Here is a 16391-nt window from a genome sequence, read left to right on the forward strand (position 1 = left end):
AACATCTATTTTTTGCAGTCATTTTAGTATACTATTATTTTATTTATACTCAAATGATTTGGAGAATGGGGACAATAAACAAGGGGTGAGCGAACGGAACGTACATGAACACAAATATTTGCGAAACCAATTCTTCAAAGCAAAAGAGTATACCACTCAAGTAATATATTATAGGAATGCAATGAAAGATCGGAAAGAAATTGAGCCATATATGGCATATAAGCCTACTCAGGTATATAATGTCTTGAAAAATTTATCTAAAAGACAAGGATATAAACTATCAGCAGAGACATATGAAAATCCGGGAAATCCTGAAAATAAAATCAATTATTATCTTAAAAAGGACAATAATTATATCACTACCCCATCTCATGATGCTGAAAAAGGCAGTCCGCTTACAACAACTGCAGCCCCATTAAAGGATACACTTGGAGTATTAAACCAAGATACTAATTGGAAGAGAGCAATAATTCCTATTTGTCAGTCTAACAAATATTTTCTTGGATTGTTGACAAGAAAACACTTCACATATTTAGAGTTGAATAAAGATAACGCTGGGAATATAACATCTCATCATCATGATTCCAAAGGATGGCTTAGTCGTTTTTATCCACTAAAACCAATTAGAGATTCACTAGAAGAAACATTTGGAAAAGATAGAGTTACCTTTAAATCATCATATCTAGGTCATCAAAAAATAGCTGATAATATAAATTGCGGTCGATTCATCCTGTCTTATATAAAAGACATTATTACTTCGGGTTCTATTAAAAATAAAATAAATCCTCAAACCCAAATAAATTTATTTAGTGATTTTGACACAACAATTAACAACCCACCTACCAATCCACCTAAGGAGGAAAAGATTTCACCTAAAACTAAAGTTCCAACACCATCTCCTCCCAATATGGTAGACCACGTATCTCGCATTAGTAAAAAACCTAATAGTTCAGTAAGAACACATTAACTGGTATACTCTTCTGCTTTGAAGAATTGGCTCCGTAAAACTTCGGGGCATTCGCATACTCACGTAGGTTTACTACGCCTAGCACGCTCACCCCTTGTTTTGCGTTCCAATTCTTCAAATCATTTGAGTATAGCACTCCTCCTACCATCCATATCAGCAAATACCTCTTCCCACGATCCAACAGTTGCAGCTTTGGTATATTCGGTTACCCTTGCTTCAAAGAAATTAGTAAGCTCCATACCGTTTAAGATTTCATCAAGCCAAGGCAACGGATTATTATCAATTAAATAAATTTCTTTAAGTCCAAGCTGCATTAATCGGCGATCAGCAATATAACGAATATATTGTTTTACTTCTCTAGCGGTTAACCCTTCAATACCACCAACTTCAAATGCTAGTTCAATAAAGGCATCTTCAAAATGGACAATAGTAGCACACGCTTCATACAGACGACCACGAACCTCCTCAGTCCATACTTCAGGATTTTCCCTAATAAAAGTTTTAAATAACATAATGATTGAATCAGTATGTAACGTCTCATCCCTTACTGACCAACTAATGATTTGCCCCATACCTTTCATTTTATTAAAACGAGGAAAATTAAGCAAAATAGCAAATGAAGCAAATAGCTGTAATCCTTCAGTAAATGCCCCAAATACTGCTAAAGTTGTAGCAATATCTTCTTTCGTTTCTACCCCAAAACGTTGCATATAGTCGTATTTATCTTTCATTTCTCTATATTTAAGAAATGCTGAATATTCAGTTTCTGGCATACCTACAGTATCAAGCAAATGAGAATAAGCCGCAATATGAATTGTTTCCATATTAGAAAATGCTGATAACATCATCAGTACTTCCGTTGGCTTAAATACCCTGGAGTAATGTTTCATATAGCAATTATTTACTTCAATATCAGCTTGAGTAAAGAAACGAAATATTTGAGTTAATAGATGTTTTTCTCCAGGAGTTAAATTATATTTCCAATCTTTTATATCATCAGCTAGCGGCACTTCTTCTGGTAACCAATGAATTCGTTGTTGAACATGCCAAGCTTCATAAGCCCATGGATAAGAAAACGGTTTATAGATTGGACTAGCATCAAGTAAAGACATATTATATTTCCTTTTTAATTTATTCGAATTTTAATTATACACCTCATTGCGAGGGGATGCTTTGCAACACCGTCATTGCGAGAAGGTCGCCAGACCGACGAAGCAATCCATATGACAAGCTTCATGGATTGCCACGCTCACATACGTTCGCTCGCAATGACGTGCCTAAAAATTATTGACAGGCTAAACACTCATCATATTTAGAAGACTCTTCTTCTTGTTTTTTCTTATTAGCTATTTCAATATCTTTAAAATCTACTTTCTTGACATCATGTGATACTTTATCGGGTCTTTGAATTGAAGTTGATCTACAATAATATAAACTCTTTACTCCTTTTTTCCAGGCTCTAAAATGGATATTATTTAAGTACATCTTACTTACATTACCTACTAAGAAAAGATTTAGAGATTGAGATTGCGAAATATGTGGCGTCCTATCTGCTGCTAAATCAATAAGCCAATTTTGATCAATCTCATGTGCTGTTTTAAAAACCTCTTTTTCATGAGCAGATAAAAAAGTTAAATGTTGAACCGAGCCTTCATGCGTGGCAATTGATGACCAAACTTGATCATTATTAAAACCTTTGCTACTTAACAAGTTTTCTAAATATTTGTTACGCACATTAAAAGATCCGGTAAGAGTCTTTTGGATAAAACTATTAGCCGCAAATGGTTCAATTCCAGGCGAACTATTACCAGCAATAATTGAGATTGATGCTGTCGGAGCAATAGCTGTTTTATTACTAAAACGCTCTTTACTACCTACTTCATCTGCATCAGGACAAGCCCCACGTTCATCAGATAAAATTACGGAAGCTCTATCAACTTCTTTATGAATATGTTCAAATATTTGGTTATTCCAAACCTTTGCCATTACCGATTCTACCGGCACATCCTTTAATTGTAAGAATGAGTGAAAACCCATAACCCCTAACCCTACGCTACGTTCACGCATGGCTGAATATTTTGCTCGCTCCATAGTGTTTGGGGCTTTAGTGATAAAATCTTCAAGAACATTATCTAGAAAACGCATGGCGGTAGGAATAAACTCTGGATCATTTTGCCAATCATCAAAATATTCTAAATTTACCGAAGATAGGCAACAAACAGCAGTTCTCGCTTTACCCAAATGATCAATACCAGTTGGTAAAGTAATCTCACTACAAAGATTTGAAGTTTTTACCTGTAGCCCAAGTTTTTTATGATGTTCAGGAATATATTTATTGATAGTATCAATAAATATTATGTAAGGTTCTCCAGTTTCTATTCTAGTAGTTAATAACTTCACCCATATCTCTCTTGCCTTAACTACCCGTACAACTTTTTTAGTATCAGGGCTAATTAAAGGAAAATCCTCATCATTTTCTACTGCTTGCATAAAGGCATCTGTTACAGCTATACCATGATGAATGTTCAAAGCTTTACGATTAGTATCACCACCTGTATGACGTCTTAAATCGATAAACTCCTCAATTTCTGGATGGTCAATTGGTAAATATATAGCAGCACTACCACGTCTAATTGACCCTTGGGAAATAGCTAAGGTCATAGAATCCACAACTTTGACAAATGGAATAATGCCAGAAGAAGTGCCTTTGCCTTTAATTTCCTCATTAATTGAACGAACATTACCCCAGTAGCTTCCTATACCACCACCACGCGAAGCTAGCCAAACATTCTCCGTCCAAAGGTCTACAATACCTTCTAAACTATCATCTGTTTCATTCAAAAAACAAGAAACCGGCATCCCTCTATCAGTTCCACCATTACTCAGAACTGGAGTGGCTGGCATAAACCACAGCTTGCTTATATACTCATATAATTGCTGGGCATGTTGGGTATTATCAGCATAGTAGCTAGCGACTCTAGCGAATAAATCCTGAAAATCCTCTCCGGCTAATAAGTACCTATCCTTTAGGACGGCTTTACCAAAATTAGTCAATAAATTATCTCGTTTCTTATCAATTTCTATAGGAAATTTAGTATTTGCTTGCGTTGTCATGTTGTATTTCTTAGTTTTTGAATTAAGTTGTGATTATAACTGAATCTGATTATAATAAATGAAAAAAATCTAAATTATAGCAGATTTTTATTTTAACACTAAATACAAAAATACAAGAATTACTGAACTATCAATTACTAATCCCATTTATTCCCCCAATCCGTTAACTTTAAAGACTTAATAACATTAATGTCTTCTTCAAATCCCTCTATATCATCTTTATCAAGATGCGGTCCATTCTCAAAAAATTCATTTAATTCGCCCAACGTAAGCGTCGGCTTGTTTTGTGTTGGTACTAGCCTTGCCACTATACTTGCTCCTTTTTTAATATCAAAACTTTCTCCTTGATAATGCACTCGTCCAATAATGTCTGAAAAAGATCGCACCATATCTGTTACTGTAATGACTTTCGGCATTAATTCCTCACTCTTTAATTGTAGATAATAATATTATCATATAATTTTAAGAAATTCTTCCAATTCTGCTATAGTGGAAACATTAATCAAATTAAATTTATGGTCAGTTTTTTTCAGCATATTGGTCAAAACCTTACCTGCACCGATTTCAACTATTTGTTCTATTTCTAGATTTTCTAATTTATCTAAAGTTTGACGCCACCTCACTCTACCACAAATCTGTGAGATTAAATTTTTCTTTATCTCTATAGGATTAGTTGTTGGTTTGGCTGTAACGTTTTGTATCACCGGAACGAACGGCTTGTTAATTGTTATTTTATCTAAAGCTTGTGCCATTTTATCTTCTGCTGACTTCATCAAACTACAATGAAAAGGACTACTTACATTTAATTTAATAGCTTTGTATCCTAAATCTTTTACAATAGACATTACCCGCTGCACTGCCATAATCTCACCGCTAATTACTATTTGCCCTTTTATATTATCGTTAGCTATATCAAAATTAGCAACTTCTTTAGCGATCTCTTCAAGCTTTTCTAGAGGAATGCCTATACATGCTGCCATTAAACCTTCACCTAGCGGATAGGCTTCTTGCATGGACTTACTACGTACCGCTAGCAATTCGGTAGTTACTTGTAGATTTATACTTTCTGTTGCACATAATGCACTATATTCTCCTAAAGAATGACCAGCAACATATGAACACAGATTACTAATATTGCTATTTGTTTGTTGTTTAATAACATTCACTATTGCCATAGAGATAGTCATTAGTGCCGGTTGGGCATTAATTGTTAAAGTCAAATCTTCACTTGATCCGTTAAAGATAATATGACTTAATTTTCTGCCAAGAGTATCATCGACAATTTCAAAGGTCTCTCTTGCTACTTGAAAATTATCATAAAACTCTTTTCCCATACCAACTATTTGTGATCCTTGACCTGGAAAGACAAATGCTCTATTCATAATAACACCTTATAATAATTATAATTTACACACTGCCGATTATGAGAATTCAGACAATACTGTCAATGATTTTAATCATTCTAGAACTATTAACATCAGAGTCAATGGCATTGATCTATGATAAAGATACTTTTATTAAAAACACTTTTACCCATCTAGACAACAAAGAATGGCAAGATTGTGAAAAGATGGCAAAAGCTTCAAAAGATCAAGCTTTAATCAAAATTGTCATGTCTCAACAGTTCTTAGACCAAAATTATAAAAAGAATAATTTTGCATCGGTAATAAATTTTATACAAGATAATCCCCACTGGCCACATATCAACAAACTAAAAGAGAGAGCTGAACAATATCTAAATTATGGCACAGACAAAACTTTAATCATAAATTGGTTTAATAAAAACGAACCAATCACGCCTTTAGGCTATAAGTTCTACGCTTTAGCTGCTAAACAATTAATAAAAGATCAACAAAAATTAGCAAAAATTATAAAAAACGGTTGGATTTATGGCGTCTTTACTGCCCCAGAAGAAAAACAATATTTAACTAATTTCAAAAATATATTACGTGAAGAAGATCATGTGAAAAAAATTGATCAATATTTATGGGAAACCGATATTAATAGTGCCAAAAAATATATGCACTATGTGAGTAATGGTTATAAGCAAAATTTCCTTGCCCAAATTGCTATACTAAACCAGTCTAGTAATAGTGAGGAACTTTTTCAAAAAATATCAGAAAAATATTATACCCCTGCTTTATTATTTCACTATTTGGATTCCAAAAAAAAAGATATCCCCACCAGCAAAAGTATTGCTCTATTTAAAAAAGTAAAGCCAGATAACATACATTCTGCCCGTTGGGGTCGCCTACAATCCTATTACGCCAGAGAATTTATTGACCAAAAAGATTTTGCCAATAGCTATAAAACAATTACTATACCTCTTACTGTAAGCCATGAATATATCAGAGAAGCAGAGTGGCTTAGTGGTTGGCTTGCTCTTAGATTCTTACATAAACCTGACCTTGCTTTAAGTCATTTTAATAAATTTATGAAACTTACAACAAAGCCATTAAGTATATCAAGGGGACAATATTGGCTAGCTAGAACATATCAAGCAAAAGGGGATATGAAACAAGCAAATAAATTTTATAATATGGCGGCTAAATATTCTGATCGTTTTTATGGGCAGTTGGCAAATATTGAGCTTAAAACGAATCACTTAATTCTACCACAAAAACCTAAATCCATTAAGCCTAATTTGGAAAATAGTGAAATTATTAGAGCCATAAAACATTTAATTAAATATGGTAAGTATGGTTTAGCTTTTTTATATGCTGATACGGCTATTAGAAAATCATCAGAGCCATCTGAAATTTTATTAATTACTAAGCTAATTAGCAGCTATGATAATATTTTCCATATGGTAGAAATAGCAAGAATCGCTTGTCAATATCATGTTTTTATTAAAGATTATGCTTTCCCTATCACGCATATAAAGGCAGTCAAAACCTCTCCTGTAGAGGAAGCTTTAACATATAGTATTATCAGACATGAATCGGGTTTTAATCAATACACCATTAATGACGCTAAAGGTCATGGGCTAATGCAACTTGAAAAAGCTGCTGCCTGTGATACTGCAGAATCTCTTAATCATCAATGTAACATTAAAAAACTAACTACTGATCCTGAATATAATATTATGTTAGGTAGCAATTATTTAAAAACACTGTTACAACGATTTGATGGGTCATATATTCTAACTATCGCATCTTATAACGCTGGTCCTAATACCATATCAAAGTGGATGGATCTATTTGGTGATCCACGAAAGCTAAAAAATTTATGGCAAGTAATTGATTGGATTGAGCTAATACCATATCCTCACACTAGGAATTATGTGCAACGTGTGTTGGAAAATATACAAGTTTATAGGACTATAATTAATAAAAATAATAATTTAAAATTAAAACACGATCTTTTAACTTAGTGGTAATACAATTATACTATATAATATAGGAAGGATACTTATGAAATTATCAAAAAATAAGAAACAAAAAAACTATACTCTACTATATATACTTGTGATTATGATTATATTAGTGTATTTTGTAACTTTAATAAAGCTTTCGAGTTAAAATTATGAAAAGAAAAGCTACCATTGGACTCTTTATAGGCGTTGTTCTATTATCAGGAATAATAATTTTTATAATTAATAATAAAGTTGAATCTGAAAATAATACAGATAATGCTATATTAGAAATTGTAACAGTCATAAAAAATCATAGATTTGAGCCTGATGTTATTACAGTACCTAGTGGTAAGAAAATTCGTTTTATTATCCACAATCAAGATAATACTGTAGAGGAGTTTGAAAGTCATGATCTGCACCGCGAAAAGATCATTATGCCAAATGACTCTATAAATATAATAATTGCTCCTTTAGCTCCTGGTAAATATGATTTCTTCGGAGATTTTCACCAAGAGACGGCTCAAGGGGTTCTCATTGTTAATTAAATTTATTTATGGTTTAAATGTTTAAAATAGCGTTAGTAGTATTTAGAGAGTGTCTGGAAATAGCTTTGTTGCTTGGGGTAATACTTGCTGTAACAAAACAATTAGAAAAATCTAGAATTTATGTAATTGCTGGGGTTATGCTTGGTACGGTTTCTGCTGCATTATTTGCTTTCTTTACTCGTACCATATCCATATCATTTAGTGGCATGGGCGATGAGATATTCAATTCTGGAGTTATTTTGCTAACAGTTGTGTTAATTGGTTGGACTATAGTATGGATGCAAGGTTATGCTATTAAGATAAAGCGACATCTTAATGATTTGTCCGTAAAAATTAGTAGCGGTGATAGTAGTTATATAATGCTAGTATTGATTGTTGCAGCAACTATCCTTCGAGAAGGAATGGAAATTATTCTATTAGTTTACAGTATTTCCTCAGTAGAGATTATTGACGCTAATAGTTATCTATTAGGACTAATTATTGGTATGGTTAGCGGGCTAACACTTGGTATCGTTATATATTTAGGTTTTATAAAATTAGCAAACCAAAAATATATATTTCGCATATCTTCAATTTTACTAATGCTTATTGCTAGCGGCTTTGCAGCAGAAGCGGCTGGTATATTGACTTCTTCAGGAATTATTACTATTCTGCCAGACCAGCTTTGGGATAGCTCTTGGCTAATTTCAGATAAAAGTATCTATGGTAAATGCTTAAATATGATTACTGGGTATATTGCTAAGCCCAATGGCTTACAAGTCATTTTTTATATTTGTACTCTAGGTTTAATTAATATCTTCATACAAATAAAAATTAGATGCACAAAAAACTAGTAACAGAGAAATAAACCTAATTTATGCTTAATTTTTTATCGGAAGTTGCTCCTCTTATAGCCTTTTTTGTTGGCTATTTTTATGGCGGTAGCATGCAAAGTGCAACGTTATATATACTTATTACTTCAATTATTTGCGTTAGTTTGTGTTATTTTATAGAAGGCAAAGTTTCAAGATCATCATTAATATCTTCTGGAGTGTTATTAGTCTCAGCTAGTATAGTTTTGATCAGTGGTAACTCTATGTATATCAAGATCAAACCAACTATTCTATATTTAATTTTTGGTGGGGCATTTTTTATCAGTGCAGTAAGAAATAAGGCATTTATGAAATATATGTTTAATCATTTTATTCAACTTGAAGATAGAAATTGGAATATTTTAAGCTATAGAACCTCAGCTTTCCTCCTGTTCATGGCAGTATTAAATGAAATAATATGGCGTAATTTTGCAGAATCTACATGGGTTATATTTAAAATATTTGGAGCAATACCTATGATGTTCGTTTTCCTATTGCTACAAATACCTTTTATCTTAAAGAACAAACTGCCAGATTCAACAGATGACACGTGAGTGTTTACGAAAAAAAGCCGTGAACGCTCACAATATATTTACTACTAAAGGTTATAATTTTCCTACTATTTTAAACCATGTCCGATAGAATCTTAGTACGACATCCCTTTATTTTTCGTTTCAATTATTCAAATCATTTTACCACATATATCTATAAATATTAAGATAGTTTAAAATATTTATAAATTTTTATCTCGAAACTATTAGTACAACCATAAAAATCATTATACTTCTTAGGTTCTGCATGCAGAACCTAATTAAAATCAATATAATGGTAATAAATTTATGGTAAATAAAGTAAATATATCTTCTAATGTTATTAAGTTCCCATCCCCATTTGAACGCCTTAAATCATACACTAATTCACCTGATGTCATGTTACGTAAAGCTATTATTACTCAGGCAATTATTGATGCAACCAATATATCAGAATTCCGTGCTGCAAAAAAGATAGAACAAGAAGCAAAATCATGGATTTTTGGTAACGGCGAATCTTTTAAGGCAACTTGTATGGAAGGTGATATTGAACCATCTTTTGTGGTAAGAGTAACCAAGGAAATTATAAGACTACATAAGAGTAAATCTAGTTTTAGGAAGCAATCACAACAAAATTCAGTAGATAATAAAAATAAAAAACCATCATTTAAAACAAAACTATAGACATATTTTTTATCTATAAAATGACTATAACAAATATGTTATAATTTAGGTAAAATTACGACTATAATCTCGCCTTTTAGTTGAATGTCAACTAGCACAAATAGCTTAAAGTAAGTGCTAGGGCTTATATTTTAGCTAAAGAAATTATCAAGCCATTATAAAAATTCAAAATAATGGCTTGAAATTCATATGATTATACAGTAGTTGTATAGATAGTTGGGTATATACTCTTCTGCTTTGAAGAATTGTTTTTTGAAAATATCAGGGACTCGCATACTCACGTACCTCATGTACGCTGCCGTAGTCTCACCCCTCATTTTCAAGTCCAATTCTCCAAATCACTTGAGTATACTACGAGACTGCCTGCGATAACTAATTAATTATATTTAAGCTTAACTTGACTAAATTAAAAGGGGATTTTATGCAAGTATCAGTATCAGGTCAACATATTTCTATTGGCAATTCTTTACAAGATTATGTAAAAAGCCGTACTACGCAAGTAGCAGCAAAGTACTTTTCTACTATAATTAATGCAAACGTACATTTCTCTAAACAAGGATTTCAACTGGTTTGCGATATTGTAGTGAATGATGGTACCGGCAGACATATAATATTGAAAGGCAATGCTGCTTCAGATGACATATATTCAGCATTTGATGCTGCTCTTTCTCGACTTGAAAAGCAGCTTAGAAAGTACAAATCTAAACTCAAAGATCGTCATGATAGAATTAAAATATCCGAGGCGGCACCTAAAGCAGTCAAATATATTATCACGCCCCATGAACATGAAGACGAAGATAATGTACCAGCCTCTGATAATCCTGTAATTATCGCAGAGAAATCTGTAGAAATATTAACTTTATCAGTAAGTGAAGCAGTTATGAAAATGGATCTTGAAAACCTGCCTGCTTTAATGTTTCAAAATAGTAATACTAATCGTATTAATATAGTTTATTACCGTCGAGATGGCAATATATCTTGGATAGATTCAAAATAGAATAATTTAAATTTATTCAGTAAATTTAGACTGGGTAATTAAAAGTCGTATGTGATCAACGTCTATAGTCAATTGATGAGAAGTTGGGGACGTCGTCACTCTATCACTCCTGCTACCCAATTCTCTTGAATTGGCTATATCCGTCATTGCGAGGAAGACCGTAGGTCGACGAAGCAATCCATAAAAGTAACCAAAAATGGATTGCTTCGACCATTAAATGGTCTCGCAATGACGGAAAAGCTATCTAAAACCTGCTCCACCTTCTATAGTCAATTGATGAGAAGTTGATGATTTCTTAGAGCCGGAAACCAATAAAATAAATAACCACCATCATATTATTCTTTTTTTAGTTGTTTATTTGCTAAACTGAGTAATTTTTGATCAAAAGAAAGAATGGGTAAATCTGTAGTAACTGCTTTAGCTAGAAGAATACAATCAACTATATGCAAATTATATTTTAAATAATAATCTAAAGCTAATAAAAAATAGTTCTTATCACTTTGAATTCCTTTATAAGTTAGCATCTCAGATAAGGTCAAAGTTATTTTATCCCTGGGAACTTTATAGAAAGAAGATAAGACAAATATTACCTCCGTAAATACTGTTTGTTCAATTATAAGAGTAATATGACCAGTTTTAACTTGTTCAAATATTTCTTTGGTTTTACTAAACATTTCTGGATTATCGGCAATAAGATAACGAAGGATAAAGTTGCTATCACAAATATATTTCACTTCACTATAGTCAATTCAGGAGGATTTGGTGCTAGGAGCGATGGAGCGACGCCTATAAGTAATAGGCGAGCGACGAGTGACGACGTCACCAACTTCTCCTCAATTGACTATACCTTATTAGCTTCTTTAGAATAGGTATTATCAAACCATGCTTGTTGTCTGATTTCATCAAATGAAGGCTCTGAATCTTTCCGATAAATAGAAAGAACTCCCCCAAGGTCACAGACAGGGGATAATATTAATTGATTATTATCATTAACCTCTAAGGTAACAATGTTAGATTTTAAAATATCTCTAACTTTCTTTGGTAAGACAATCTGCCCCTTAGAACTAATAGTAAACGTATTAATATACATTTGGATAATACCTAAATAGTTAATTTATATAATATTTTATTATAGTAAAATAAATTACTAAATACAAGTATTTTCATATAAAGTAAGATAGATTATAAAAGTACACAACTTGTGCAAAATTAATATTAAATTGTTTTCATATTTAGATCAGTTAATTTCTTACTTATAGATTTAAGGATGTATTTAGTAATTATTACTATATAGTCAATTGATGAGAAGTTTGTGACGTCGTCACTCCATCACTCCTGCTACCCAATTCTCTTGAATTGGCTATATCCGTCATTGCGAGGAAGACCGTAGGTCGACGAAGCAATCGATAAAAGTAACCAAAAATGGATTGCTTCGACCACTATGTGGTCTCGCAATGACGATAATGGTTCGTTGCAAAGCAGTTTCTCAGCAATAATCAGGAACTTTAGTAAAAATAATAAAAATATTTTTTATAAAACACTTAGTGTACATTATAATTAGTATATACTCAAATCATTAGAGTAAACATGACCCAATTTTTTAACTATAACCCAGATAATAAGGCTTACTTTTACCCACAATTTTGGGAGAGAAATATAGATAATATTTCGATACTTTCTGTAAGATTTTCGTAGCCCCTCCATAGTGTCATAGTTCCTGGTAATTTATCATTTTTTCTATTCATAAATCCTCCTAATTTACCAAGCCAGATAATAGCTTGTTTCATAGTTGGAGGTTCTTCAGGTATGGAAATAGTTTTATGCTCTCGAATATAAAGAGTTTGCCATTCTTGTGAAGTTAAAATCTTAGTACACACTTCTTGCGGATGAGATATTGCTACTTTTGATAAATATAAAATTTTAAATGCAATGATGCTTTTTATGGCAATTAATTTTTCTAGCCTTTCTTTTGTAGCTAAACGAGAATTTTCTATTTTACATCCAGATTTTAGAACTCTAAAATATTCTTCAATTCTCCATCTTAACTTATACCAATTTATCCTTTCAATCGCATCTTCAAAATTACTGACAGGAACATTAGTTAGCAAGAGCCAATCAATTGCTTCCACTCCTTTAGGGGGGACTTGTTCTTTAGCTCTTACAACATAGAGCACTACTTTATCACTGATTTTGTGTTCAGTATTTTTTGAACCATATAATGAAGGGGTTCTAATTGGTATTAAACCAGACATATATTTTATTTCAATATTTGCCATTCTTGCTGCTTCATTGTTCTTTTTTGGAACTTGAATTACTATTTCTTTCTTTGCTGATATCTGATTTATATGGGTTTGCAAATTTGTTTTTCCTCCCTCTGTAGAAATAAATTTTCTATTTTGTCTATTACGAACAATAAACAAACTACCCATTTCTTGACACGACCATAATAGTTCAAAGATATCTGCTTCTCTGTCACCAATAGTTATAACTTTAGTGTCTTTAGGTATAATATGCATAGTGTCCTTAAGTGCTGCTATCCACTTATAACTTTCTTTATCTTCAGTAGAAGAGATATATTTTCTTCTTGATTTTTCTTGTGCAGTTTCTTCACGTATAACACGAGTCCAACATTGTTGAGAAGATAATCCTAAAGGTAATCCTTCCATTGTAAACATCAAGGCACTATGCACAATCAGCCCCATTTTATGTTTTGTATAAGACTTTGAGACGCTACCGAGCCCTTTAGTTTTAATATGAGAATCAAAATCTAGGTATGTTGTATCCTGAACTGAAAATACAAACTCATTACCTTTAATCCTTTCTTGTGTTTCTTTATAATGTGAATAATAAATTCCCGCTGGATCAAATTTTTTATTGCTAAATAATCTATACGCTCCTTTAGCCTCTTTCCAACTTCTGCAACTTTGATTTATTGAACCAGAAGCTTTGCTTTCTATAAGTGAGCTAGTTTTAATAAGTCTTTTTATAAGCCTTTGATCTCCAAAGTTAACATGCCTAAATTCCCTTTCTAACCACTTATTACCTAAGTTGTAAGCATTAGATAACGCTTGCATATTCCTCATTCTTTCCCCTTCTTATATTTTAAGTATATAATTCAATATTAGTTTATACTTAATTTTATATTTGTGGGTAAAAGTAAGGATAATAAGGTAGCCGTTCTTGCTCTTAAGGTTAAAGCTAATGCAAAGGCAGATAAGATAGGTGAGTTTATGATAATTAATGATAAACATTATCTAAAATTATTTATAAAATCAGTTCCAGAGGATGGTAAGGCTAACCATTCCATTATCAATTTTCTATCTAAAAAATGGAAAATTAATAAAAATAATTTTGAGATAATATTAGGTTGGACTAATAGCTTAAAATTATTAGCAATAAAAAATATTGAATTAGACTATTTAAATTTGCATTTAAAACACTATATTAATAACATTAAATAGTATTATAGGACTTGACTATGACCCAAGAAAAAAAGAAGTTTGACGCTGAAGTTGGTAAGATTTTGAACTTAATGATCCATTCTCTTTATACTAATAAAGAGATTTTTATGCGTGAGTTAATATCGAATGCTTCTGATGCTTGTGATAAATTAAGGTATTTAGCACAAAGTGACGCAAAACTTATTGCAGATGATCCTACCTTTAAAATTACTGTGAGAATTGATAAAGATAAAAAGCAGATTATTATTAGAGATAATGGTATTGGTATGAACCGAGAAGATTTGATCGATAATCTAGGAACTATTGCAAAATCTGGTACAGGAAATTTCTTAAACAACATGTCTGGAGATGCTAAAAAAGACAGTATGTTGATAGGGCAATTTGGCGTTGGGTTTTATTCAGCTTTTATGGTTGCTGATAATATTACTGTTACCTCAAGAAAAGCAGGAGAAGAGAAATCTTATGTTTGGCAGTCAGATGGTCTTGGAGAATATATAGTTGATGATTTTGACCATGATTTTACCAGGGGAACTGAGGTGGTTATTCACGTTAAGCCAGAAGAAGATAGTTACATTGATCATTTTAGATTGAAGCATATAGTTAAAAGCTATTCTGATCATATAGCCATACCTATATATTTTATTGATGAATCAACTAATAATGAAATACAACTTAACTCAGCTTCAGCATTATGGACAAGACCTAAATCTGATTTGACTTTTGAGCAATATAAAGAATTTTATAAAGCTTTGTCTTATTCGATGGATGATCCTTGGTTAACTATTCATAATAAAAATGAAGGTACGGTTGAATTTACTAATTTGTTATTTATTCCATCAACTAAGACTTTCGATTTATTTCACCCTGATCGTAAGAGGAGAGTGAAATTATACATCAAGAGAGTTTTTATTTCTGATGAGAATGTAGATTTAATACCTTCTTACCTAAGATTCCTAAGAGGGGTAGTAGATTCAGAGGATTTACCTCTTAATATTAGTCGTGAATCTTTGCAGCATAATAGTACTTTAGAGAAGATTAAGTCAGCAATAACCAAAAGAGTTTTAGGTGAACTCAAAAAGAAAAAAGATGAGTCTATAGAGGAATATAGCAATTTTTGGAGCAATTTTGGTGCTGCTTTAAAAGAAGGATTGTGTGAGGCAACTAGTGATCATGATAAATTGCTTGAGACCTGTATATTTAAAAGTAGTCTTTTAAGTAAAATGATTAGCCTTGACGATTATATTAGTAACTTTAAAGAAGGGCAGAATACTATATATTATCTTAGCGGCGATGATTCAGCAAAATTACTTTCTAGCCCTCAAATAGAAGGATTCTTAAGTAAAAATATAGATGTACTTCTGTTTACTGATACAGTTGATGATTTTTGGGTTAATGTTAATAGTAGCTATAAGGGTTATGCAATTAAATCCGTTACTAGGAGTGATATTGATTTAGAAAAATCTGAGCAAAAAACTGAAGAGACAAAAGAAGACAAGGACGAGTACGCTAAATTAACAGAATATTTTAAAGAAATATTAGGTAATTTAGTAAAAGATGTAAGGATTTCTAAAAAACTTACTCTAAGCCCTGCTTGTCTGGTAGTTGGTGATGGAGCTATGGATATTCGTATGGAAAGATTTTTAATTGAGCAAAAACAGTTAATGGCATCATCGGCTAAAATACTTGAGTTAAATCCTAAGCATAAAATTATTGAGAAAATTAACGCTGGTATAATCTCAAATAGTAGAGACTATGCTAACGAGGAGTTGGTGAAATTAATGTATGATCAAGCATGTATTCTAGAAGGTGAGCCAGTCAATGATACTGGTGAATTTGCAAAAAGACTCAATGATATTGTGCAAAAAGCTATCTTATAAGCTGAGCTTG

At 32.0% G+C, this 16391-nt stretch carries 17 protein-coding genes; 10 read left to right on the forward strand and 7 right to left on the reverse strand.

Annotated elements, in window-relative coordinates; translation table 11 throughout:
• Positions 1–181: 181 nt before the first annotated feature.
• Positions 182–967 (forward strand): hypothetical protein, encoded by a 786-nt coding sequence (locus tag ACFELW_RS06355; protein ID WP_341759427.1) that lies wholly within the window; start codon positions 182–184, stop codon positions 965–967.
• Between the two features lie 119 nt (positions 968–1086).
• Here the strand turns inward: ACFELW_RS06355 and ACFELW_RS06360 are convergent, their stop codons facing one another.
• The 4 genes from ACFELW_RS06360 to fabD form a co-directional block, all read right to left on the reverse strand.
• The gene (locus ACFELW_RS06360; RefSeq protein WP_341759428.1) at positions 1087–2079 is read right to left on the reverse strand and encodes a ribonucleotide-diphosphate reductase subunit beta; all 993 of its coding nucleotides are present in this window, start codon (positions 2077–2079) and stop codon (positions 1087–1089) included.
• Positions 2080–2251: 172 nt separating this feature from the next.
• Positions 2252–4081 carry a ribonucleoside-diphosphate reductase subunit alpha gene (locus tag ACFELW_RS06365; protein ID WP_375329988.1) on the reverse strand — a complete coding sequence of 610 codons (1830 nt, stop codon included), beginning with the start codon at positions 4079–4081 and terminating at the stop codon, positions 2252–2254.
• Between the two features lie 137 nt (positions 4082–4218).
• Positions 4219–4497, reverse strand: coding sequence for an antitoxin (locus ACFELW_RS06370; RefSeq protein ID WP_375329989.1), 279 nt, complete (start codon positions 4495–4497; stop codon positions 4219–4221).
• Positions 4498–4533: 36 nt separating this feature from the next.
• A complete protein-coding gene (fabD, locus tag ACFELW_RS06375) occupies positions 4534–5463 on the reverse strand; it encodes an ACP S-malonyltransferase (protein ID WP_375329990.1) in 930 nt (309 codons plus the stop codon).
• A gap of 68 nt (positions 5464–5531) precedes the next feature.
• On the opposite strand from fabD, the gene ACFELW_RS06380 reads away from it, so the two are divergent.
• From ACFELW_RS06380 to hpf, 6 genes are all read left to right on the forward strand, one after another.
• On the forward strand, positions 5532–7454 hold the full coding sequence (locus ACFELW_RS06380; protein WP_375330534.1) for a lytic transglycosylase domain-containing protein: 1923 nt from the start codon (positions 5532–5534) through the stop codon (positions 7452–7454).
• A 152-nt stretch (positions 7455–7606) separates the two neighbouring features.
• A complete protein-coding gene (locus ACFELW_RS06385; protein WP_375329991.1) occupies positions 7607–7981 on the forward strand; it encodes a cupredoxin domain-containing protein in 375 nt (124 codons plus the stop codon).
• Between the two features lie 17 nt (positions 7982–7998).
• Positions 7999–8814 (forward strand): FTR1 family protein, encoded by an 816-nt coding sequence (locus tag ACFELW_RS06390; protein ID WP_375329992.1) that lies wholly within the window; start codon positions 7999–8001, stop codon positions 8812–8814.
• A gap of 23 nt (positions 8815–8837) precedes the next feature.
• Positions 8838–9386 (forward strand): septation protein A, encoded by a 549-nt coding sequence (locus ACFELW_RS06395; RefSeq protein ID WP_375329993.1) that lies wholly within the window; start codon positions 8838–8840, stop codon positions 9384–9386.
• A 285-nt stretch (positions 9387–9671) separates the two neighbouring features.
• Positions 9672–10046 carry a hypothetical protein gene (locus tag ACFELW_RS06400; RefSeq protein WP_375329994.1) on the forward strand — a complete coding sequence of 125 codons (375 nt, stop codon included), beginning with the start codon at positions 9672–9674 and terminating at the stop codon, positions 10044–10046.
• 421 nt (positions 10047–10467) lie between these two features.
• Positions 10468–11043 carry a ribosome hibernation-promoting factor, HPF/YfiA family gene (gene hpf / locus ACFELW_RS06405; protein WP_341759437.1) on the forward strand — a complete coding sequence of 192 codons (576 nt, stop codon included), beginning with the start codon at positions 10468–10470 and terminating at the stop codon, positions 11041–11043.
• A gap of 335 nt (positions 11044–11378) precedes the next feature.
• Here hpf and ACFELW_RS06410 read toward each other — a convergent pair whose 3' ends face one another.
• Positions 11379–11717 carry a PIN domain-containing protein gene (locus ACFELW_RS06410; RefSeq protein ID WP_341759438.1) on the reverse strand — a complete coding sequence of 113 codons (339 nt, stop codon included), beginning with the start codon at positions 11715–11717 and terminating at the stop codon, positions 11379–11381.
• On the opposite strand from ACFELW_RS06410, the gene ACFELW_RS06415 reads away from it, so the two are divergent.
• Positions 11670–11912, forward strand: coding sequence for a palindromic element RPE2 domain-containing protein (locus tag ACFELW_RS06415; protein WP_341759439.1), 243 nt, complete (start codon positions 11670–11672; stop codon positions 11910–11912). The two genes, ACFELW_RS06410 and ACFELW_RS06415, sit on opposite strands and share 48 nt — an antisense overlap.
• On the opposite strand, the gene ACFELW_RS06420 is transcribed toward ACFELW_RS06415, so the two are convergent.
• Both ACFELW_RS06420 and ACFELW_RS06425 read right to left on the reverse strand, forming a co-directional pair.
• Positions 11885–12133, reverse strand: coding sequence for an AbrB/MazE/SpoVT family DNA-binding domain-containing protein (locus ACFELW_RS06420; protein WP_375329995.1), 249 nt, complete (start codon positions 12131–12133; stop codon positions 11885–11887). The two genes, ACFELW_RS06415 and ACFELW_RS06420, sit on opposite strands and share 28 nt — an antisense overlap.
• Before the next feature lie 541 nt (positions 12134–12674).
• Positions 12675–14117: an IS4 family transposase gene (locus ACFELW_RS06425; protein WP_375329996.1), complete on the reverse strand. Its 1443-nt coding sequence runs from the start codon at positions 14115–14117 to the stop codon at positions 12675–12677.
• Positions 14118–14189: 72 nt separating this feature from the next.
• Between ACFELW_RS06425 and ACFELW_RS06430 the strand changes: the two genes are divergently transcribed.
• Positions 14190–14504: a DUF167 family protein gene (locus tag ACFELW_RS06430; RefSeq protein ID WP_375329997.1), complete on the forward strand. Its 315-nt coding sequence runs from the start codon at positions 14190–14192 to the stop codon at positions 14502–14504.
• A gap of 17 nt (positions 14505–14521) precedes the next feature.
• Positions 14522–16381 (forward strand): molecular chaperone HtpG, encoded by a 1860-nt coding sequence (gene htpG, locus ACFELW_RS06435; protein ID WP_375329998.1) that lies wholly within the window; start codon positions 14522–14524, stop codon positions 16379–16381.
• The last annotated feature ends 10 nt before the right edge of the window (positions 16382–16391 follow it).

It is taken from the genome of Candidatus Tisiphia endosymbiont of Nemotelus uliginosus, from assembly GCF_964264755.1.
GTDB lineage: Bacteria > Pseudomonadota > Alphaproteobacteria > Rickettsiales > Rickettsiaceae > Tisiphia.